Genomic DNA, 20,982 nt, shown 5'->3' with positions numbered 1-20,982 from the left:
AAAACAATTCAAGGCATTGAGGTTCAAGCCGGATTTGGCTCAAACCTCCCACCTCATATTTCCTAGCTGACTTTGAATTGTCCAACACTCGTTTGCAGTTGTTGAGCTGTATTGAGTAGCTCTTGGAAAGATGCAGAGATTTGACTCGACTGAGCAGAGTTCTTACTTGCTAGTGTTGCCACGTCTGTCATCGATTGAGTCACGAGTTTCGACTGCTGCGTCTGTGCTAGCGTTGCCTGGGTAATTCCTTGTACCAGTTGGCTAATCTGCGCGGTTGCATTGATAATCTCAGTCAACTGCTGACGAGTTTCATTCACCAGCCCTGTTCCACTGACAACCTGTTGAATTCCTGTATCCATGGCTGCCGCAACAGCACTCGTTTCCGATTGAATCTCTTGTGCAAGTTTCTCAATTTCACGCGTCGCGTCTGCCGATTGTCTCGCGAGCGATCGCACTTCATCCGCAACGACTGTAAAGCCACGTCCATACTCTCCCGCACGCGTTGCCTCGATCGAAGCATTCAGCGCTAGAAGTTGCGTCTGTGTTGTAAAGCTCCCAATCAAGCTAACGACCTTAGAGATCTTCTGAGAAGATTCACTTAAGCGTTTAATCTTCTGACTGGTCTCTGCAACCGTTTCCCGAATCGCCAAGATCCCATCGACCGTCCGGTTCATAGCAGCATCTCCAGATCGAACCGTTTGATTCGCCTGCTGAAGTGCAGTTTCAACTTGACGCGCATTTGTCGCAACTGCTTGAGTTGAACTGACCATTGCTTGGAGCTGATCCAAAGCCCGAGTGACTTCCTGCAACTGCTCTTCTGCTTGTTGTGTCAGCTTTGCGATCGCACCACTACTATTCTTAGAAGTACTTGCAACTTTGGTCGATGTCGCTTGGACTTGAGTTACAATCTTCCGCAAACTTTGAATTGTATTGTTGTAGGCATCTGCGATCGTTCCAACTTCATTTTCTACGACTGGAACTCGGATGGTTAAATCTCCCGAGAATACAGGTTTAATTGCACCCAACAGTTGAATCACCTGCATTTGCAATTGTTCTTTCGCAGTTTTCTCACGTTGAGCCGCTTGAGCAAGCTGCTCGGACTGTGTTCTTAACTGTTCAAGTGAATCCACTTGTTCTAGGGCAACACCCAATTGTCCTGCAATCTGATTCAGCAATACAACCTCTGCTTCTTCCCAGTGACGGGTACTTCCATTTTGGTAGACTGCCAAAATTCCCCAAAGCTCTTGGTGCTTAAAGACAGGAACAAGCGCATAAGCTTTCGCCTCAAACTGTTCTAGAAGCTCAACGTGACAAGGGTCATGACCTGCATTGTAAATATCATCGATCGCTAAGCTTTCTCGATTGCGATATCGTCCACCCTGGGTTTCCCGCAGATACGTATCTTTGACATTGGTACCAATTTCAGTGCCAACCAGCTTACCCCATCCACTATTAATCGATTCATAAATGAAGTCGCCACTCCAGTCTGGATTGAACCGATAAATGGCAGCCCGATCGACTTTCAGAAGTTGCCGAATATCTTGCGTGATCACTTGGAAGACTGAACTGATGTCAGCAGATTGGCGCACAAAGTCGATCGATTGACGAATTCGATCACTTACTTTTGCCAAGACTTTCTCTCGGTCAGCTTGCCGTTGAATCTGAGAAACGTAATCAGCTTTCTGAATTGCAACCCCTAACTGTGCTGCCAACTGAGCGAGAAGATTCACTTCTGACTCTTCCCACTGACGCGGAGCCGAGTTTTGATAAGCACCCATCAATCCCCAAAGCTTCTGCCCCGAAAAAATTGGAACAATCGCATAAGCTTTAACTTGAAACTGCTCCAAAATTTCAAGGTGGCAAGGCAAATGCCCAACCTGATAAATGTCATTCACAACAAAGCGTTCATTATTTCGGTATCGCCCGCCTTGAGTCTCTTGTAGATGAGTATCGTCCCAAGCGGTTTTGACATCTGCTCCAACTAGGCGCACCCAACCTGGGGCAACTGACTCTGAAACAAATTCACCTCCCCAATCTTGATTAAAGCGGTAGATGGCAATGCGATCGGCTTGCAAGAACTGACGAATCTGCTGAGTGGTTTGACCAAAAATCGTTTCAGTACTTTCAAACTGCCGCATCCGCTCTAGCACTGATTTATTCACCTGGTCAATCACGCGAATAAAGTTCCGTTCCCGCGCCGCTGATTTTGTCAATTGCTCAGCTTGATTCTCAACTTTCTCTAGATATTCAGCTTGCTGGATTGCAACTCCAAGCTGGGTTCCGATTTGAACCATCAAAGAAATTTCTGACTCTTCCCATCGACGCGCCTCAGAGTTTTGATAAGCTGCCAGCAGTCCCCACAGCCTATCTCCTTGCATGATGGGAACGATGATATAAGCTCTTGCTTGAAACCGCTCCAGTACACCGAGATAGCAGGGAGAAAAGTTTGCTTTATAAATATCCTCAACGGCTCTAAAGGTTTCTCCTCGCGTATAGGCTCCACCTTGAGTTTGTTCCAGATACGTGTCGATCGATTTTGCAGATTTACCCATCGATCTGATGGTGCAATCGCTCGCATTCTCTCGAAAACTTGAATCGCTGAGTTGCTCTTCCATCACTGAACGCCAACCCGCTGTCACAGATTCCGCAATAAATTCGCCGCTCCAATCTTGCTCAAAGCGGTAGACCCCTACTCGATCTGTATTTAATAACTGTCGAACTTCTTGGGTCGCAGTTTTGAAGATGGTATTGAGATCCAATGAAGTGCGGATCTTTTCGATCACTCGTGCGCCTGCTCTTTCACGTTCAGTCACTTTTGCAAGTTGCGCTGTACGGGATTTCAATTGATGTAAGTTCTCAGCTTGCTGAAGTGCAACTTCTAACTGAGTTCCAATCTGCATCAGCAGGGCGATTTCTGCTTCTTGCCACTGCCGTGGACCTGAGTTTTGATAAGCTGCAAGCAATCCCCAAAGCTTCTGATTCTGTAAAATTGGAATCATCACGTACGCTCTTGCTTGATATCGCTCCAGCATCTCAATGTAGCAAGGCGAAAATCCGGTTTGATGAATATCAGTGACAGCTCTAAAATTGACGCCTTTCGCTAATCTTCCGCCTTGAGTTTGCTGCAGATAAGTATCTGTCAGCTTTCCTAGCGATCGCACACTACATTCGCTAACATTCTCTTTCAAAACAGGATTATCAATTTGCTCTTGGAGCAGCGAAGTCCAACCTGGTGCCGTGGATTCTGCAACAAATTCACCACTCCAATCTTCTTCAAACCGATAAATGCTCACCCGATCCGCTTTCAGCAATTGTCGAATTTCTTGGGTAGTAGTACGAAAAACAACATCTAAATCCAGCGATCGACGAATCCGATCGATAACTTTGAAAACGGCTTTTTCAGTTTCACCTTGCTGAGCCAGCCTTAATGCAAAGTCAGACTGCTGAAGATTGATCGTCAATTCTAGGCAAAGTTGATACAGTAAGTTAATTTCAACTTCTTGCCAGAGGCGCGCTCGAGAACATTGATGAACCACGAGCAATCCCCAAGCCTCACCGGCAACACGAATCGGTAAGCTTAAGCTCGCTTTAACTTGAAGCTGATCCAGAAGCTGATGTTGATAAGGCATCAAATCGACGCGCGTGATATCTTCGATGACGACGACTTGATTCTTGACATAATCTTCAGGCTGATCAAAGCAAAAGCAAGTTAACGCCGGCGCTTCCCCAAGTGCTGGGGTCCATCCACGCTGAACCGATTCTGCCACGATCGAACCGCCTTCTTGTGCACCAAAGCGATAGATGATGGCTCGATCGACTTGCAAGGTTTCGCGCGCGACTTTGACAAAACCTTTGAGCAAAGCATCTAAGTCAGGCATTTGGCGCATTTGAGCAGAGATTGCGTTTAATTGCTTCCGCTGATACCGAAGCTCACGCGATGCACCTTGCTGGTTCGTTTTTTTGGGTTGAGTCGCAGCAAATTCAGCAACTTGACGGAATAGATTTTGGACATTCGGCTTGTCCAGAAGTCCAGCCCGTTTGAGTTCTGATTTTAGACCTGTCAAAGCAGTCACAACTTGCTGAATGTCTCGCCCTGCATCTTCAGGTTCTGAACGACTGACCCCATTACCATTGGAGTAGCCTGGAGATTCGGAAACCTCGATCGATAAATCCGCACCGTTGCTTGATATCTCAACGGGAGTTTCTGAAAGGAAAGCAGTAAATTCCTCAAGAGTGGGTTCTGAAGACATCATAGAAGACATATCAAGCGTGGGTTCAGTACGACGCGATGCGGACATAGGGAATCTCCTGGAGGCAATAGAAAAAGAAAATTTATCAAGAATTGAAATGATGCAATTGTAAAGACGGATCTTGTACAACCGCCGCCGCATCTAAAACCAAGCTGCGATCATGCTTAAAATATCCTCTTATAAATGGAAAAAATGGGCTCGTCTGAAGATCAGCAGGAGGATTGAGCAACATTTTGGGGTTGTATTCCTCAATTTCGTAAATCTCTGGAATAACAAGACCGAGAGTGTTGTCATTAATTTGCACCACGATCGTGCTTAAGGTGGTGAGCTTTTGCATCCGATTCAAGCGAGTTTGAACTCCCAGTTGTTGTGCGAGATCAACAAGCCAGAGGGAGTCTCCGCGCCAATTTGACATGCCTAAAATACAAGCATTCATCTGGGGCACAGGCAGAATATCTGCGATCGCAAGGATCTGAACAGCTGCAATACCCTCCACTGCAAGGAGCATCGATTGAGTTCGATCCAGGCGAAATCGCAGAAATCTCTGCATCGGTTCAGTGCCAGCAGGCGGACTGAGAAGAGATGCCAAACTAGTCAGTGAAGCCGTTGCAATTGGAGTTCGCGTGAACTCAGACAATTTGGTCATAGTTCCTCCGAGCCTAATTCACCATCAACTGGCGAACCGTGTTGAGGAGTTCTGTCTGATCAACGGGTTTTGGCAAATATGCATTTGCACCGAGCAAGTTGCCCCACATCATATCGACATCTGTGCCTTTGGTAGAGCAAAGGACAACTGGAATCTGGCTGGTTTTGGGGTCAGCTTTCAATTCTCGACAGAGTTCAAAACCACTCTGACCTGGCAAAATTACGTCTAATACAATCAGGTCAGGCGTTTGTGTCGAGAGTTTCGTTTGGGCTTCTTCTCCACTAGTTGCACTGACGACTGTCAGCCCAGCTTTCTGCAGATAGCCTGTGAGAAGTTGCATCTCAGTGATGCTATCTTCCACGATGAGTACGGTTTTCATATGTTCCTCCGGGTTACTGAGATGAGAAGCTTTTAATGATTTAGTCAAGAATCGGTAGCATCTTTCGCGCGATCGCTAACACGCGATCGGCATCGACTGGCTTTGCGAGAAACCCTGATGAACCCACAAATTTTGCGCGAACCCGATCTATGATTCCGTCGTTACTCGTCAAAATAACAATCGGAACGTCTTTGAAAGTAGACACCCGACGAATTTGGGCACAGATCTCGTAGCCATTCGCAATTGGCATAACTAGATCGAGAAAAATTAGTCCTGGCTTTTTCTCAATGAGTGTCGGTATTGCCTGCACAGAATCTTGAACGCCGACAAACTGATACCCCGCTTCAGTCAAAATGCGTTCCATAATTTGACATTCGCGGAGACTATCATCAATGCAAGCGACGACGGGTGCCTGATTTGAACCCGTTAAGGGGAGAGAAGGCACGATCCCAGAAACAGGTGCCCCAGAGATCGGTGGATCAGAAGTGTCAGAGATGGGAGTGCTGCTTGATCGGGATGCACCCGGAGGGGGTAAGTCAGGAATTTTAGTTAAGCCAATCAGTCCTTTCCGATACAGGGGAACGAGAACGCGCGTCATCTGAATGAGGTCTTGCTTCATCAGCATTGCTAAATCTCGTAGAGTGCGCCGACCATCAACGAGTGATACCAGCATTTTGTAAACTTTCTCAGGCGCATACTCTGGAAGTTGTTTAGGATTGCGTAGAACTGGGGCGAGATTTGGAGAATGATCGGCAAGTCCAAGCGATCGCCAAATATTCCATTGCTGTTGAACCTCTGCAAGGAGTTGTTCAGCATTCAGAAGCGCTAACGATGCCTCCAACATCGCTGAGGCATCCGATCGGAAAGCAACAGGTTTAGTTTCCTCCTGTTGAATAATATCGAATAAGACATCAATAACGGTGCTCCGAATCACCGCAACTGCGTGTTCAGGGCTAATTTGCTGACGTTTTACTAAGACCGCTAAAGCATCATAATCCTGGCATGGATTTTCATCCGAGGGAGGAAGCGTGAGCAGGTTGGGGCTGAGGTGTGGGCAGTGCTGGGTTAAATAGCGATGCCAGCGGCGGCGAGGATGAGGCCCACCCGTTGCCCAAATCAGCCGACCCATATAAAGATATAAGCTCCATTGCTGTCCACGGGTCGAAACGTCCAGCCGTCCACTAAAGTGCATCCGACTACGGAGACCTAACAGACCACTAGGAGAATCGGTTGAGGAATCGTCAACTAACATTTCCTAAAGTTCCTTAGATTTGGGCTTTGAGCATTTACCCAGGTTTTTCTAAGGTTATCTTTCCCATGTCGAAATGAATCTTCACTATCTCCAAGTAAGAAATTTCATGCACGATTCAATGAATGTTGACAATCCCACCTACCAGAAGCTGATGGGCTAAATTCCTATATCGGAGGGGATAGTGTAATCTACGGGACTGACGGGGCTCGAACCCGCAACTTCCGCCGTGACAGGGCGGTGCGAAAGGCAGACACCACTTATGTCTTAAGTCACAGTCAACCCTTTTAGGACAGGACTTAGGACAGGTGAAACAGATCAACCCTATCAACAACCACGGATCGATCCAACTTAAGGTTTCGGTCGGTGGGAAGCGGTACAGTTTCAACACAGGCGGACAGTACGACAACAAAACAGATATCCACTTGGCACGAGTAACAGCAGCACAGATCGCGACAGACATCATGGCAGGTTGCTTCGATCCAAGTTTGGAAAGGTATCGAACACCAAGACAACCACAAACACCGTCTCAAAGTAAGACACAAACAAGACAGCTTAAGACAACCTCAGTGCAAAGCGCTCACACCTTGTTGGAGCTTTGGGATCGGTGGGTCAGTACACTTGAACTGTCAGAGCAGACAAAGGCAGATCACTATGAGATGATCCGTAGGATGTTGGTAAAAGCGAACCCTAAGCTTGACGACACAACATGGATGGTGACTAGTACTCTTGCACCAGCAACTTACAACAAGCGGTTAAGCTACGTGAAGAGATGTTTCAAGTGGGCAGTCGAGACTGGACTAACAAACACAAACCCGTACGCAGCACTTAAGAACAGAAAAGAAGTACGAAGACCAGTGAAGCCCTTTACTGAAGACGAGCTACGAAGGATAGTACAAGGGTTCGACACATACGCACCACACTATACACACTTCGTCAAGTTCCTGATACTGACTGGTGTACGGTTGTCGGAAGCTATCGGGTTGCGGTGGGAACACGTAGACTTTAAGACAAAACAAGTACTCATCCATGAGTCCTTAAGTAAGGACAGAGCAGGAGACGGGTACAAGCGGGTACGCAAGGAGCGTAAAACAGGAAGCATCACCTACCTTCCCATGAACCAAGCGCTTTACACTTTGTTGCAACAAGCGCAGAGCAACTCGCACCTGCCAAAAGGTAGCCTTGTGTTTGTGTCACCGACTGGGAAACATATCGATGGTGGAAACTTTCGTGAAGACTACTGGATACCGATACTAAAGAAGATGGATGTACCGTACCGAAACCTTCACAACCTACGCCACAGCTTTGCGTCTCACGCACTGGAACAAGGCATAGCTATAACTGGTGTGGCGTACCTGTTAGGTCACACTGACACACGCATGGTGATGAAGACTTACGGACATATGGTGAACAGACCAGATCTACCAGATCTAAAGTTATAAAAGTACTACGTGTACAGACTATCTATACCCAAACTATACCTTGAGTATGACGTATGTGCCAGATGATGTGACAGCCAGGAGTAACATACTGTAACACGACTGTAGTGCGTGTTATATCATGTTTAAGGTTAAGGACGAGTTGCGAGAAAGGGCAGCAAGTATATCGAGATAGTGGAGTTAGCCATGTATCTAGTGTTGCGTATGAAGTCAGGTGAGGTAGTGAAGGCACAAGCAACAAGACAAACAGCACCCATGCTACTGAAACAACTGCTTGAGGTATCACGAGTGCAACTTGTACGAGCAGATATAGACCCTAGTGATAAGTACTTAGTGGATGAGGTTGTTACAGTTGACACACGAGATATCCAGTTCATATCCGTAGTGTTAGGCGATGATGAAGATCGAGGACTTTAAGGACAAAAAGAGGACAAGACATGAACAGAACCATAACAAACATATGCCTTATCTTTCTTGGTGTCGCTCTCTGGCGTATGCCTCAAGCTTACGTAGAGGAACAGGCAAAGCAGAAAGCACGAGAACAAGCAGAGTTACAAGAGAAGATGAAACCTGTCTTAGATAGTATACAGAGACAGAACGAGCATAGTGATCAGATAAGACGGGAAGCCTTAGACAACCACAAGAAGTTTGTCGAACAGAACCGACAGAGGGAACAAAGCATACCAAGTACAGACACACCAAGTACAGCACCACCGCGAAGCGAAGCTTCCACACCGTAACCAGGTTCATCTATAGATAGTAAGCACACGTATTATCTAGTATAAGTCAAGGGGATGCTCGTGTGAACATCCCCCTTGTTTGTCTTATAACCAACCCGTATCTAGTCCGTGCTGCATAACCTTCTGTTTAGACAAAGATAGTTGCTTCTGCGCTTTCGTCCCACCATCAAGCCACTTGATAGGAACTGACTTCACGACTTCCCAACAGTACTTGTGCATACCTGTTACCGAACCCATGAACTCGAAGGACTCTTGTGTGATGTAACACTTGTTCACGTACTCTTGTTTCAGTTTCGTATGGTCAGACCGAAGTTCAAGACCACAGAGACGAAGCAAGTTACGTAGTAGTCCGGTGTCTTTGCTTGGTACTTTGCGTCCAGTAAGTACACTGATAAGTTTCTTGTACTTAACACGTAACTCTGTGAGGTCAAGTTCTACATCGTAGAAGGTACGAGGGGTTCCAGTTTCATCGAAACATAAGCTGGTAACTTCAGACATGAGGTCATGTAGCTCAGTCCAGTTACTACGGTCGTAAGCTAGTAGGCTGTTCTTCTGTTCTAAGATGTCACTGAACTCACACATATCACGGTTATAGACGAAGGCATAACTAAAGCGCAGTACCTTCTCATATCCACGGTCAACATAGAAACCAACAGTATCCTCATCGACACGACCAAGCAGCTTCATGACCATGTGTCGCTGGTGTTCGTAGCTTTCTGCTTCGGTCAAGGTTTGACCCCGGTTGACCTTAGCTTGTAGATATGCGTGTTGTTCGTGGCTTAGTTCTCGTGCATCGAGTACGTGGTTGATGTAGTCTTGTCGTGCTTCGTGTTCAGCGTAGGACAGTGCTTGCATCATGTCGCTATCGGTGGGTTCACTTGCTGGTGTCAAGGTGTAACCGTAGAACTCAGTCAAGTAAAGGTAAAGGATAGACCGGGTATGTTGTGTCAGTAAGTTGTGGACTTGTCTTAGTTCCTCGACTGTGGCGAAGAAACTTCGCAAGTATATAGTATCTTGCCCAGTTTTTTCGCCAAGGTCTTGCTCATAGTCTAACACTGACTCGGTATCACCAGCCTCAAACTTGCGTGGATACAGGAACACATGCGCTTCACTAGCCTGTCTAGCTCTAGCCACAGCCTGAAGGTTATCAAGAGCAGTAAGACCACCCCAGTCTTTTACCACCAGATATACACGAGACACATCAGGTGTGTTGATGTCGATGCCTGTGTAGATACTCGGTGAACCGATAACCACGTCGTACTGTTTGAACACCTCGACTGGGTTGTTGATGAAGTCTTGCTGTGCTGTTTGCTGGCTGTTCTTACCGTGTACCGACAACACACGTAACCCACTGTGCCATAGTTCAAGGTGCTTCCGTAAGGTATCCACCATCTTCTGTGTGTCGCACATGATAAGGACTTTACGACCAGTTTCGATGTCCTTGTACAGACTCTTAAGCAGTGATGTCATGTTGTTATGTGTGTAACATACACGCTTTTGTGGTGCTTTGTACAGGCTGTGTACAAGTTTCACATCGATACCCAGACCACGGATAAAGTCCATCGTGGTTGTGTCTAGGTTAGCATCAAGGTAGTACGTGTTCTTTGCTGTCGTCAAAAGTTCCCGTAGTACTTCTACTGTTTCTAGTCTGTGATGCTTCACGTCTGTATCACTGAAGCACAGATACTTAACCGCTTGACTAACCTCATCGATGATCACCGTGTCAAACACACGACCACGGAACTTATGTAGGCTGTCTATCGTCGTCACTTGGTTGTCTGCTGTTACGGTGTCTTGGTAGGACGCATGACCAAACTTAGATGCGATAGCCTTGACGAGGCACGTACGAAAGGTGATAGTCAGTGATGTATCTTGCTTGGTCACTTGCTCCATAACAGTCGTCTTGCCTGTCCCCATCGGTGCTTTGATAGCCAGATGTGGATGAAGCTTGGTGTGTTTAGGTAACAGATACTTACCCTTATCAAGTTCACTGATCTCTAGTACGAAGTCAGCTATCGGGTTCAGGTGTTTCGTGATAGGCTCAGTTAGTGTCCAAGTCGTCATGTTATGGATACCCTTAGCCAACCCCAACAAGAAGCAAGCTTGTAAGGTATGTCGTGTCTTGTACGGGTTATCCCAGTGTGCTACTGCGTCAAGTGCTTGGTCGAACACATGATACATATCCAGTCCAGTCTCGACACACAAAGCACCAAGATAGTGAGAGGTATCTACAAGTGTGTGGTGTCTACTGCCTGGTTGTGTCTCACGTAGTTTGTTCAGTGCCTCGGTAACTTGTTCGCTTTCGGTTCGATAACCCAGTAGGTTAAGTTCTTGTAGTCTATCTTCTGCGTCTTCAAAGCAGGTATCGACATCAAGTGTTATCTGCTTGGTGTGTGGTGTCAGTTCTGGTACAAGCTCACGAAGCTCATGGTACAGGTATCTCTTGCCGCAGCCACCATAGATGACAGCCATGTTGCCTGTCGCTGGATGTTTGAACCCTGGTAGCCTCATACATCTTGATGCATCAGTCAAGCTACGGTCTGCATCCGCGTACTCCAGTAGGTCAGCTTGTAGCCTGTTGCGGTCGTCGATGTTAGTCGGAAGGTCAAAGCAGTAGTGAAACTGTAGTGACTTGTTACCTGTGAAGATGATGACTGTCGGTTCAGGTAAACCGAGCTTACCTAACATCTCCATCTGAACTTCAAGCGGTATCGTGTTACCGTCCTTATCGTAGTCATACTCGAAGAACACGGTCGTACCCATCGTGATGTCACTGGACTTGTGCCCTTGGCTGTTGACCACAAAGGCTATGTTGTACCCGTCCTGGTTCAGCTTGTCTAGTTCAGTCCAGTTGATACTGTTCTTCTTGTATGTCTTGTTGATACCCTTCGTCTTACCATCTTCTGTCTTCTTGTACGCTCTGAGGTGTACACACTCATCTACGTGTAAGAAGTAAGACAGAAACTTCTGTGCTACACTGTTCATATCTGACATAACTTGTCTCCTTTGGTTGTGTCGGCTCTTACATCATCTTTTTTGTCTCCCTCACCAAGTTGGTAGCTTAGTGAGGGATGTTTGTTTTTGTTAGTCTTGTTTAGTAGATGTCATCTTCTTCACTGAGGTAAGGGCTGCCTGGATAGTCCCATGTACCGTCGTACTCGAAGCCCTCGTCACCTCTGTACTCACTTGCTTCTGGATGTAAGTCGAGGTAGTACTTTGTCGTGGCTGTTAAGATGTACTCGACAACACTTAGGTTTAGTTCCTTTGCTTCTTCGTGTAGGTCGTCACGCTCTTGTTCAGTCAGTCGTAAGTTCAGTCTTTTGTCTCGTGTTCTGTTCATATCTTTTCCTTTGAACTCTGTTCTGTCTTAAAGGGAGTAGTGGGATGTCCACATACACATCAACTCGACCGCACCACCGATGTAGTGATGACCGAACCACCGCTAGTCCGCTCCATATACTGTGTAGTTCTCGATCTACAAGACAACCACCAAGGGTTTACCTGGTGGTCTTTTCATGTGGATGTTTGCTCAGTGCCCTCTACCGCAAACACTTCATGTTTCGCACCTAGAAGCTCCAGGAAGACCCCTCTAGTTTGTCTCACTTCCCTTTCATGCCTCGACAACAAAAGACCCACCTAGAGTGTCTAAGCGGGTTATGTAGTGATGTGTGTTATATCTATGCTGCTGTTACGAGTCTGTGTACTGTGTACTTGTTGTCTTCTTTCACAGAAACCCAGAAGCCATCAGTTGCTTTACCTTGGAAACTCAGTAAGTCAGTCGCTTGGTCTTCGTGGTACTCTGCGTACTCCTCTGCTTGTTCCTTGCTTGTCAGTTCTTTGATAGACGTACAAAGCTCGTACCTCTTAAGTAGATGCTTTAGCTCATCAGTACTAACTGGCTTGACTGTCATAGTCTCCCTCCTTTCTGTAGTGCCTTTGTTATCTTATGCACCTTCGCTTGTGTGTCTAAGTCATAGTCTTCTTCAAGTTGTCCGACTGAGATGCCTAAGTACTGTGCAAGTGCTTTGATCATCAGACGCTCAGCGCTCAGCCCTTCGACCTTAGCTGCGAGATGTGCGTGCTGTTTGAGCTTCTTTGGTACTCGTATGTTTAGTTGGCATCTGGTGTTCGCTTCTCTCACTTTGTACGTCCTCCATCACTGCTGGCATGAGCAACAAACTTAGACATAAGTTACCTACTAAGTTCATCACTGCACATGCTTGTTGTTGTCTCGTCATCTGTGATACCTCCAAGTTGCTATATGCTTTGTTGTCTGTTTGTTATAGCAGGAGTCGTACACTCGACCAGAGAAAAAAAAAACCACCAACCAAAGGGTAACTAGGCTGGTGGGTAGAGGTATCATACGTGTCGTGAGTAGGCTCTGGTGTGACCGGGAAGATGTGTCTAGGTTGTCTTGTCTTGATGTATACCCCTAGCTTATCTCGTGCCTTCTAAGGGCATCTACGCTCGACTGGTGGAAGGTTCTATGTCAAACAGTTAGTATATATATAAGATAAGCGTACGGGGGAAGATGACCTACACGCGCTCGAAGACAGGGTGGGTGTGGATACGTGTAGTTGCCTTTCAAAGCGTAGTTCGGTTGAACAAGCTGTCCAGACGTAGTAGCCCTAGAGGGTCGCGAGGCACTACCTGTTGTACTTTCTTAGGTTGCATCTTCTGTTGTTTTGTCTTTTCATCTGGAGGTGGTTGCCACAAGTTAGACAACAAAGATGTGATAGGTGTCACAACACGTGGGTTGAACAGTGAAACCGAGGGTAAGATGTTGTTCATGGTAGTTTTGATAAGACGGGTTTGGGTGTACGTAGTGGACATGTCAGGTAGTTCATATGCTGGTCTAGGCTAAGCTTTCATGCGGAACCCAAGTACCAGCAGCAAGCATCTGACGACACAGTGTACAGTCATGGTTAGGCTTGTTGTCTATCTCTCCAAACATGCGTGATACTCGGTTACTGCCTTTGTTGTTATAGTACCTGCGACCAGCATGAGAACCAAGCTCATCAAGGTACTCACCCATCGAGATATCACCGTCAGACGCACTGTTACTTAGGTTGGGGTCGTAACCAAAAACAGCACCTAAAACATGACGGGGTTCACGCATCTTACCCTTAAAGGGTACAAGGTACTGTTCAACAAGTTTCATCTGCTGTGTTCGTGACATAGCTCGTAGCTCGCCGAAACTGTACCAGCGACCACCGATAGTCTTACCACCTGGTCTATCCTCATCCTCATAGAACTGGATAAGTCCGTACGCTGGTGCGCCTCCTTTGTTTTGGACACTAGGATCAAAAGTGCCGCCTGTCTCATAAGCCATGACATCAGCAAGCCACTGAGCAGGGATACCGAGTCTATCACTTGTTTCAGCAAGAGTACGAGCAAACTGTTTGTCTTGTGCTAGTACAGCATACCCATAGTTGGCGGTTGGGTTGTTCCGCTTTGGGTAGTCTGCGATGTTTGTGCTGTTGTTGTTCGCTCGTAGTGGAGAGGATGCCTTGTAGTTTGTGTCTTTCTGTTCTGTCGAACCGTAGGGAACATACTTAGACTTACCTTGACTGTCACGTACGAGATATCCACCCTTCACAGGGATAGCGTCTTTAGGTATGTTACTTGGTCGCTCTTGTCTGTTGTCTCCGCTTCGTGCTGCTTTGCTCGGTGTGTTTAGTTGTACGGTGGTAGCCCATGCATAGGGATCGATAACCCGCTCAGACTTATCTCGTACTTCCCAGTGGATATGTGCCCCAGTAGTACGACCAGAACCCGGTTCACCAGGTACACCACCAGACTTAGCGATGACTTGACCTGGTACAACCCTTTGACCTCTCTTAACATCGATACTGCTAAGGTGAGCGAACAGGTGATAGGTTCCGTCGTCAAGCTGTACCTCGACAAAGTACCCGTAACCGTCAGGATCACTGGTCTTATCGACACGAGTTACACGACCACCCATAGCCGCGATGATAGGTGTCCCCTTAGACACTGCTAGGTCTTCTCCTTGGTGTCGGTGTGTGCCTCTGTCTTGCCCGTAGTTATCCCACGTCGTGACCTGTGTACCTTGAGGTATGGGTAGTACCGCTTTCTTTCCACCTCGTACTGTTGCGGTGTGCAGACGAGGGGAGTTAAAACCCGGTTGTTGCCCTCCGTAGGTGCTCTGCTCTCGTGCCCTTCGTGATGCTTCACGCTTCATCATCGCTTGGTTACGCTCGTCAACTGCACGCTGGTAGGTCTGAGGGTCAAAGGTTCCAGTCTTAAAGCCGTACTGCTCAAGTTGTTTTTCACGCGCTTCGACATCACGGTACATAGCGTCACGCTCCCGATCGATACCGTCCATGATGTCTCGTCGTCTGTTGGTAAGGATACCTCGTGCTTCGGTTAGTCTTGCTTCCCACTCGCGTCTTGCTTGTTCATCACCTGCATCCGCCTTAGCTTTAAGTGCCTGTGCTTCCGTAGATAACAGACCACCTAGACCTACTGTATCAGCTACCTGTTTTGCTGTCTCTGGTTTAAGTGTCTTCAGAAAGCTGTAGAACTCCTGAGCGTCGTCTAGGGCTATCTTGTTCTTTGCTGTCTGCCATGCTGCTTCTTTTTCAGCGAGTTCCTGCTTACGCTTCCTGTACTCTTTGTATGTGTCTACGATAGCCAGCACTGCTTTACCTTGTGCCGTGTCACCCATCTGAGCGCGGTACTGTGCCTCTGCATCTGGAGATACTGCTAAGTCCCAAGCGATAGAGCCACGAGCCATAGAGGAAAGCGGGGTGTTGTCATAGTCGATAAGGTCGCCAGTCTTCCTAAGCTCGTACTCCTCTTGCTCAGTTTTCATGATGCTGTTGGTACGCTTACGCATCTCAAGAGGGTCATACGTAGATGCGATAGATGCCGGGATACTAAGACGCTCAGCAGCGATAACACGCTCACGGTTAGCTTGTGCTTCGTCTAGTTCACCCGCTTGTTTACGTCTTTCGATATCGACTGCTGCTTTACTGAACTCATCCCAGTTCTGCAGTTGCTTTTGGGTTTTCGCCTGTGCATCTGTGGACTTCCAAACACCACCAGCGATGACCTTGTATCCGTGTGCTAGTAGCTCTGCTTTTGTCCGTGTATCCAGGTTCTTGTCTTCATAAACTGTCTGAAGTACTTTGTTTAGTTCTTCTAGGTTTTTGTTGACTTCACCTGGGTCAGTCGCGGCAGCTACTTGAGACACTTTGTTAGATAGTAAGATCTCAAGCTTTGCTCGTGCTTCTTCTCGCTGTGCGTCTTGAACCTTGTCCATCTCACTTCGCTGTCTACGTGCGTACTCTCCATCTATCTCTTGTACTTTCCCGTACCAGCTACCATACAGTTTTGCTGCATCTTCAGATCTAAGTTTACGCTTGCTCAGGATGTTCTGAAAGTCACGCTCTAACCCCTGTCGCCCTTCCGGTGTGCCCATAGCCCGTGACGATGCGACTGACTTAAGTTGCTCTACTTCTGAACTAGCTTGCGCGAACTCCTGATCATACTGAGCTTCACGCATCGCTTGGTCACGCTTATCCACGTACTCAAGAACCTTCGCAACACCGGAAGCCGTGTTACCTAGACCAGCCAAAACAGTACCAAAGTTATCTTTGTTTGTCGCTGCTTGTGTTGTCTCAGCTTGTGCTTGTGCTTGTGTCACAGCGATGTTGCTTTGAGTCATCTGGTTCGTCATCTGTGACTGCTGCTGTATCGACTGCTGTAAAAACTGTCCAGTGTTTTGTACTGCTTGTTGAGCGACACTAAAGCTTGCTTGTGCTGTGTCTACACCTTGAACTGGTTTAACACCTGGTTGAGGTACTGAACTACTTGTTTGTGGGGTATCCACCCCTACTAGCCGTGCCATATCTTTGTCGTCTCCATGTTTGTTTGTACCTCTTCTTGAGTTGGATGTAGCAAACCTTTGTATACAAACCTCCACTCCTACTAAAGGGACAACAAAGAAAGGTGATGTATCGTGGTTACGTGGACTGAGCAACTAAGACAGGCAAGGGATATCGAACAAAAGGTAAAAGAGTTACTACGAGGGCGTGGGCTAGATGTACGAGATGGTACAACACGTAAACACCGTGTTGGTCTGAGCATCAAAACAACCGACGAAGACTTACATCTATACGACAAACAAGGTAACTATGTTGGATGGGTATCTGTAAAAGCTACTGGTGTTACTGACAGACATAAACTACCAGAAGCATACAAGCGCAGTGGTCGAGGGTACATGGTAGGAGAAGTTCGTAGTCTCCAGTGGCGAAACCCTCCCATCTGTTTTGTCTGGTACAACAAGCTAACTGGCTATGCTTTCGGTGCTTTGTGCCTTTCGCTAGACGAACTGCTTGTCTACCCAGAAGATGGTGAACCAGTAGTAGATACAAGAAAAAGCGCTTTACGCGGTGAGACGGTTTACTGCCACCCAAGTTATGTTATCCCACCGCAAGAAACACTAGACATCGACGAACTAGCAAAACAACTAACAACCGCAACAGCAGTACCAGGAGACAACTAACATGAACACTGACTTAAAAGAAGTAAACATCAGAGATGCAGCGACCTACGGCATCTTAAAAAGACACCAGTTAGACTTTGCAGACTACGCACGTATCCGTCACGATATGAGTCCTGAAGAGTTCACATACTATGCTCTTACACTAGCCTACTGGAACCCATCACTTTTGTCTGAACTACGCGACCGATACGAGCAACTACATGGAGGGCAGTCAGTATGCATCAACTAGTAAACCCCGTCCGTGAGTTCGTAGAGCCGTACATGAGTCAGCTTAACCTAAGTAAGCGCTTATACGTGCAAGTGACACCAGATGAAGGTGTTGTCTGGCATCGGTTCGCTGACATCCACGGGTTAAGCACAGCTAAGTTTATCCGGTTAGCTGTGCGTCTCGTCATGCTCAACCCACACTTACTTGAAACTATCCTGAAGGAGGAGCAAGCAGATGAGCATCGATAAACCTTTGTTGTCGCCTTCTCAAGATGACCAGCGCATAGATGTACCCAACATCAAGGTGAAAGAAAAAACTACACAAGCAGAGTTCACTAAGGTACTTGAAGACGCGGCACGACAACAACCAAGACCACAACCAACATCAACACCAGAACCACTGCGAAGCGAAGCAGCGACACAACCAGAGCAGCAACCTCCCGTAGGTGCGAACAGCGAAGCTGTTGCGGTAGACCCGAACAACCCTGATAGTTTTCTTACACCAACTGAACAGGTTAACCCACAAGGTCGTGTCTACAACAAAAGTCAGACTGACCCTGATGCACCGCAAGTAGTGACCCCCATCTGGGATACACCGAAACCGATCAGTATCCTTAACCCACCGAACACGCAGCGTAACCCTGACTATAAACCAGTTGGTGAAGGCTATCAAGTACCAGACACCATGCCTCAAAGTGTCTGGTCAAACCCTGAACCGTATGTCTACGGTGAACCTGTTTCAGCAGCACAAGACAGACAGCGACTTGAGGAACTTATACAAGACCAACAAGAAGCTAACAGAAGTAACAGAGCAAGACTTGAGGCAAGTATATATCAACAGCGACAGTTAGATACATCAGTACGAGGTTCGACAACACAAGACAAACCTTGGTGGTCTATCCTTATGTCTCCTAACCCCGGTGGTGAGTTCAACCCACTTCAAGGTAGGTTTGGCGAGTTCGGTTCTGGTGTTGTTCCTGGTGTACTCGCTACGTGGTCAACTATAGGAGGTACGCTTTCAGGTGCGATGATGGATGCAGGACGAGTAGGAAGTACAGCAGGCAACTTTCTTGGTGTACTACTTAACCGTACTGGTAAAGCAACATGGGAAGCATACAAAGGGGACTTCTCAAAAGCAGGTAACATACTTGGTCGTACTTGGGATGACGCAACACAAGAAGGTGGAAAGGCTTGGAACAGTAGCACACCACAGGCATATGGGCGAGTTAAACCAGACAACAACCCAGTACAGCAACTACGCGGTGGTTTCTGGACAGCAGCAGGTGCTAGTGGTGTCGATGTCAGTACGACTAACAGCACCAAGAAACAACCTATAGGGTACGGTGTTGAGGAAAACAAAAAAGACCCCTTCAACAACATCAAGCGTACTGGTGGGTTTGTGTTCGGTTTAGCTGTTGACCTAGCGCTAGGTGGTAAAGCAGATGAGATAGCACGAAAGGTACTACCCAAACAAGCAGCACGTGTAGTTACTGGTGATATCCTTGGAGACGCTATCGGTGTTGCAGTACGTCCGGTAGCGCGACCAGTAGGTAAGGCTGTACAAGATGTACGTGGATGGGTTCGTGAGTCTGTTCTGTCTCGTAAGGCAACAGAGGTATCAGCACCTAGTACGGTAGCCAAGCAAGCAACAAGACCTAGACAACCTGACTTAACATCTGTCGGTGTTCGTCCAAGTTCTCAGCCTATCCCGACTTGGAAACCAAGCACAGACATACAACCACCAAAAGGTATCACCACTATCGACGTACCAGATATCAAGATAACTGGTGAGGTAGTCCAACCTACACAAACATCTCGTGTTGTCGAAACTCTTGCAGTCAAACCACAAGGGTCACTAGGTGATATCGGGATGGTTGTCGCCAAAGCGGAACCAGGTGAACTTATCAACACACAGGTACTTGTCCGTAGTGAAAGACCACTAAAGGACGTGGTTGAGCTTGGTAGTCAGATAGTTCTCAGTGACGGTAAACCTCTTGTGTTGTCTCCCTCGACTGTAGACAGTTGGGCAAAACTAGACGCACAGCTATACGCACGTCTCAACAAGCTATCGATCGAAGAACAAGAGGCAGTACGAAACATCCTCGGCAAACACGGTATCTCGCTGCCGAAGGGTGAAGGTGAGTTCTTGGTCAAGGTAGATGACAACACGTATGTCAAGGTAGCTAAGGGCAGCGACGACACAGAAGTAGGTAAGGTTATCGGTGATACTGTTGAACCTGACCTAGTGACGAACACCCAAGCAAGACAGGCATACCAGAAGCAGCTACCAAGCAACCTCAAAACTGAGACACAACAAGGCATCGAGCTAACTAACCAGCGACTACGGACACAGAACAGCCTTAGTTATAACCAAGATGTGTTGTCTCAAGCAACACGAAGCAAGCAGGTACTTGATGACCTGTTAGACAGCGCAGTTCGTAAGCTTGACGAAGTGCCTGATATAGGGGCGCGAACACTGCTCGACAACCCAGGACGACCGAAGCCGAGTAACCTCGAAGTTAAGTCACTACCTGATGTTGTTGTATCTCCGAACAAAGACCCCTTCTATCATGGCACTCGTGTACAGAACCTTGAACTATCCAAGGTTGACCCTGTACAAGGTGCGTCAAGATCTGAGCTAGGCACTGCACTTTATCTCACACATAACAGTGATGAAGCAGTAGCCAAGGGGCTTACAGACGTAAACAGACATCTACCACCTATCGAAGGTCGAAGCTTCGGTGATGGCAGAGTATACGAGACACGAGTACGACCAGAAGCAAAACTACTAGATGCAGATGCACCACTGTCATCTGAAGCGAAGCAAGTGTTTATCGATGCCTTTGAGCGAACACTGAAGGACACAGATACCCATATGAGTGAAGCTGCTAGGGTTTACCGTAAAGTACTTGAGACAAAACAAGTCACTTTATCACAAGCCTTTGACCTCGCAGACAGAAGCATCATGAAGTCTTTTAAGAAGAACTTTCCTGGTGCTGATACCGAGACTATGTTCAAGGAAGCTGACCTACTGAGCTTCCAGCGTGAAGTGGTAGACGGACTAAGACAGCGTGGTATCGATGGTGCTGTCGTAAAAAGCGACAAAGGAGCGGTAGATATGCTTGCTGTCTACAACCCCAGTGTACTTGAGACGCAAGGTATCCGTGGTCTACCTGAACTTGAGGACACACTACAACACGCAGCACACAGGTTCAACAGTGACAGCCTAAGTCTTGCACGTAACCCATCTAGCAGCTTCCTAAAGGCATCATACGAAGAGTCTAAGGGCAGACTACTTAAGCGGTTACAGCGTGTCTCAGAGGACGAGCTAAAGGCATCTCAGAGCGCGGTACGTGACGATGTAAACCGACTACTGGACATCGACGAAAAGCTTGAAGCTGAGGCACTGGATACCATGAGACGTAAACAGCAGTCAGATGCGCTGAAGACTGAAGAAGCATACCAGAAGTTCAAGCAAGAACTTAGCAAACCGATGGACAACCCGTGTCTGTAGTAAAAGGTTGGCGAAGAAACTTCGCAAG

Annotated in this window: 13 protein-coding genes and 1 tRNA gene; 4 read left to right on the top strand and 10 right to left on the bottom strand. The window is 47.2% G+C overall.

Features of this window, described 5'->3' with window-relative positions; genetic code table 11:
* Positions 1 to 62 precede the first annotated feature (62 nt).
* The 5 genes from J0L70_RS03140 to J0L70_RS03120 form a co-directional block, all read right to left on the bottom strand.
* The gene (locus tag J0L70_RS03140; RefSeq protein ID WP_287453061.1) at positions 63 to 4,298 is read right to left on the bottom strand and encodes a GAF domain-containing protein; all 4,236 of its coding nucleotides are present in this window, start codon (positions 4,296 to 4,298) and stop codon (positions 63 to 65) included.
* A 37-nt stretch (positions 4,299 to 4,335) separates the two neighbouring features.
* On the bottom strand, positions 4,336 to 4,896 hold the full coding sequence (locus J0L70_RS03135) for a chemotaxis protein CheW (protein ID WP_287453059.1): 561 nt from the start codon (positions 4,894 to 4,896) through the stop codon (positions 4,336 to 4,338).
* 13 nt (positions 4,897 to 4,909) lie between these two features.
* Entirely contained in the window at positions 4,910 to 5,275 is a 366-nt protein-coding gene (locus tag J0L70_RS03130) for a response regulator transcription factor (protein WP_017287965.1), read from the bottom strand.
* A 40-nt stretch (positions 5,276 to 5,315) separates the two neighbouring features.
* Positions 5,316 to 6,527: a response regulator gene (locus J0L70_RS03125; RefSeq protein WP_287453057.1), complete on the bottom strand. Its 1,212-nt coding sequence runs from the start codon at positions 6,525 to 6,527 to the stop codon at positions 5,316 to 5,318.
* Between the two features lie 191 nt (positions 6,528 to 6,718).
* Positions 6,719 to 6,809, bottom strand: a tRNA-Asp gene (locus J0L70_RS03120).
* 179 nt (positions 6,810 to 6,988) lie between these two features.
* Here J0L70_RS03120 and J0L70_RS03115 point away from each other — a divergent pair.
* Complete coding sequence (locus J0L70_RS03115; RefSeq protein ID WP_353736612.1) at positions 6,989 to 7,966, top strand: tyrosine-type recombinase/integrase; 978 nt, start codon at positions 6,989 to 6,991, stop codon at positions 7,964 to 7,966.
* Positions 7,967 to 8,787: 821 nt separating this feature from the next.
* Here the strand turns inward: J0L70_RS03115 and J0L70_RS03110 are convergent.
* From J0L70_RS03110 to J0L70_RS03090, 5 genes are all read right to left on the bottom strand, one after another.
* A complete protein-coding gene (locus tag J0L70_RS03110; protein WP_287453056.1) occupies positions 8,788 to 11,697 on the bottom strand; it encodes a plasmid replication protein, CyRepA1 family in 2,910 nt (969 codons plus the stop codon).
* Positions 11,698 to 11,797: 100 nt separating this feature from the next.
* Positions 11,798 to 12,043, bottom strand: a complete 246-nt coding sequence (locus tag J0L70_RS03105) for a plasmid mobilization protein (protein WP_287453055.1) — start codon at positions 12,041 to 12,043, stop codon at positions 11,798 to 11,800.
* A 337-nt stretch (positions 12,044 to 12,380) separates the two neighbouring features.
* On the bottom strand, positions 12,381 to 12,614 hold the full coding sequence (locus J0L70_RS03100) for a hypothetical protein (RefSeq protein ID WP_287453053.1): 234 nt from the start codon (positions 12,612 to 12,614) through the stop codon (positions 12,381 to 12,383).
* A 150-nt stretch (positions 12,615 to 12,764) separates the two neighbouring features.
* Entirely contained in the window at positions 12,765 to 12,941 is a 177-nt protein-coding gene (locus J0L70_RS03095) for a hypothetical protein (protein ID WP_287453052.1), read from the bottom strand.
* Positions 12,942 to 13,558: 617 nt separating this feature from the next.
* The gene (locus tag J0L70_RS03090; protein WP_287453051.1) at positions 13,559 to 16,558 is read right to left on the bottom strand and encodes a M23 family metallopeptidase; all 3,000 of its coding nucleotides are present in this window, start codon (positions 16,556 to 16,558) and stop codon (positions 13,559 to 13,561) included.
* A gap of 129 nt (positions 16,559 to 16,687) precedes the next feature.
* Here J0L70_RS03090 and J0L70_RS03085 point away from each other — a divergent pair, with 129 nt between their 5' ends.
* From J0L70_RS03085 to J0L70_RS03075, 3 genes are all read left to right on the top strand, one after another.
* Positions 16,688 to 17,233: a hypothetical protein gene (locus J0L70_RS03085; protein ID WP_287453050.1), complete on the top strand. Its 546-nt coding sequence runs from the start codon at positions 16,688 to 16,690 to the stop codon at positions 17,231 to 17,233.
* Between the two features lie 216 nt (positions 17,234 to 17,449).
* Positions 17,450 to 17,689 (top strand): hypothetical protein, encoded by a 240-nt coding sequence (locus tag J0L70_RS03080; protein ID WP_287453049.1) that lies wholly within the window; start codon positions 17,450 to 17,452, stop codon positions 17,687 to 17,689.
* Positions 17,676 to 20,954 carry a hypothetical protein gene (locus J0L70_RS03075; RefSeq protein ID WP_287453047.1) on the top strand — a complete coding sequence of 1,093 codons (3,279 nt, stop codon included), beginning with the start codon at positions 17,676 to 17,678 and terminating at the stop codon, positions 20,952 to 20,954. The genes J0L70_RS03080 and J0L70_RS03075 overlap by 14 nt, the downstream gene beginning before the upstream one ends.
* The last annotated feature ends 28 nt before the right edge of the window (positions 20,955 to 20,982 follow it).

Origin of the sequence: Leptolyngbya sp. UWPOB_LEPTO1, from assembly GCF_017302695.1 — a bacterium.
GTDB classification, from domain to species: Bacteria; Cyanobacteriota; Cyanobacteriia; order Leptolyngbyales; family Leptolyngbyaceae; genus Leptolyngbya; species Leptolyngbya boryana.
The sequence above is the reverse complement of the archived record's forward strand: the minus strand, read 5'-3'. Positions and strand labels throughout refer to the sequence as shown.

What these genes read in the sequence shown, in the direction of transcription:
- J0L70_RS03080 (WP_287453049.1), top strand. Translation starts at nt 17,450, where the DNA reads ATGCATCAACTAGTAAACCCCGTCCGTGAGTTCGTAGAGCCGTACATG.
- J0L70_RS03140 (WP_287453061.1), bottom strand. Translation starts at nt 4,298, where the DNA reads ATGTCCGCATCGCGTCGTACTGAACCCACGCTTGATATGTCTTCTATG.
- J0L70_RS03115 (WP_353736612.1), top strand. Translation starts at nt 6,989, where the DNA reads ATGGCAGGTTGCTTCGATCCAAGTTTGGAAAGGTATCGAACACCAAGA.
- J0L70_RS03130 (WP_017287965.1), bottom strand. Translation starts at nt 5,275, where the DNA reads ATGAAAACCGTACTCATCGTGGAAGATAGCATCACTGAGATGCAACTT.
- J0L70_RS03075 (WP_287453047.1), top strand. Translation starts at nt 17,676, where the DNA reads ATGAGCATCGATAAACCTTTGTTGTCGCCTTCTCAAGATGACCAGCGC.
- J0L70_RS03095 (WP_287453052.1), bottom strand. Translation starts at nt 12,941, where the DNA reads ATGACGAGACAACAACAAGCATGTGCAGTGATGAACTTAGTAGGTAAC.
- J0L70_RS03100 (WP_287453053.1), bottom strand. Translation starts at nt 12,614, where the DNA reads ATGACAGTCAAGCCAGTTAGTACTGATGAGCTAAAGCATCTACTTAAG.
- J0L70_RS03110 (WP_287453056.1), bottom strand. Translation starts at nt 11,697, where the DNA reads ATGTCAGATATGAACAGTGTAGCACAGAAGTTTCTGTCTTACTTCTTA.
- J0L70_RS03125 (WP_287453057.1), bottom strand. Translation starts at nt 6,527, where the DNA reads ATGTTAGTTGACGATTCCTCAACCGATTCTCCTAGTGGTCTGTTAGGT.
- J0L70_RS03135 (WP_287453059.1), bottom strand. Translation starts at nt 4,896, where the DNA reads ATGACCAAATTGTCTGAGTTCACGCGAACTCCAATTGCAACGGCTTCA.
- J0L70_RS03105 (WP_287453055.1), bottom strand. Translation starts at nt 12,043, where the DNA reads ATGAACAGAACACGAGACAAAAGACTGAACTTACGACTGACTGAACAA.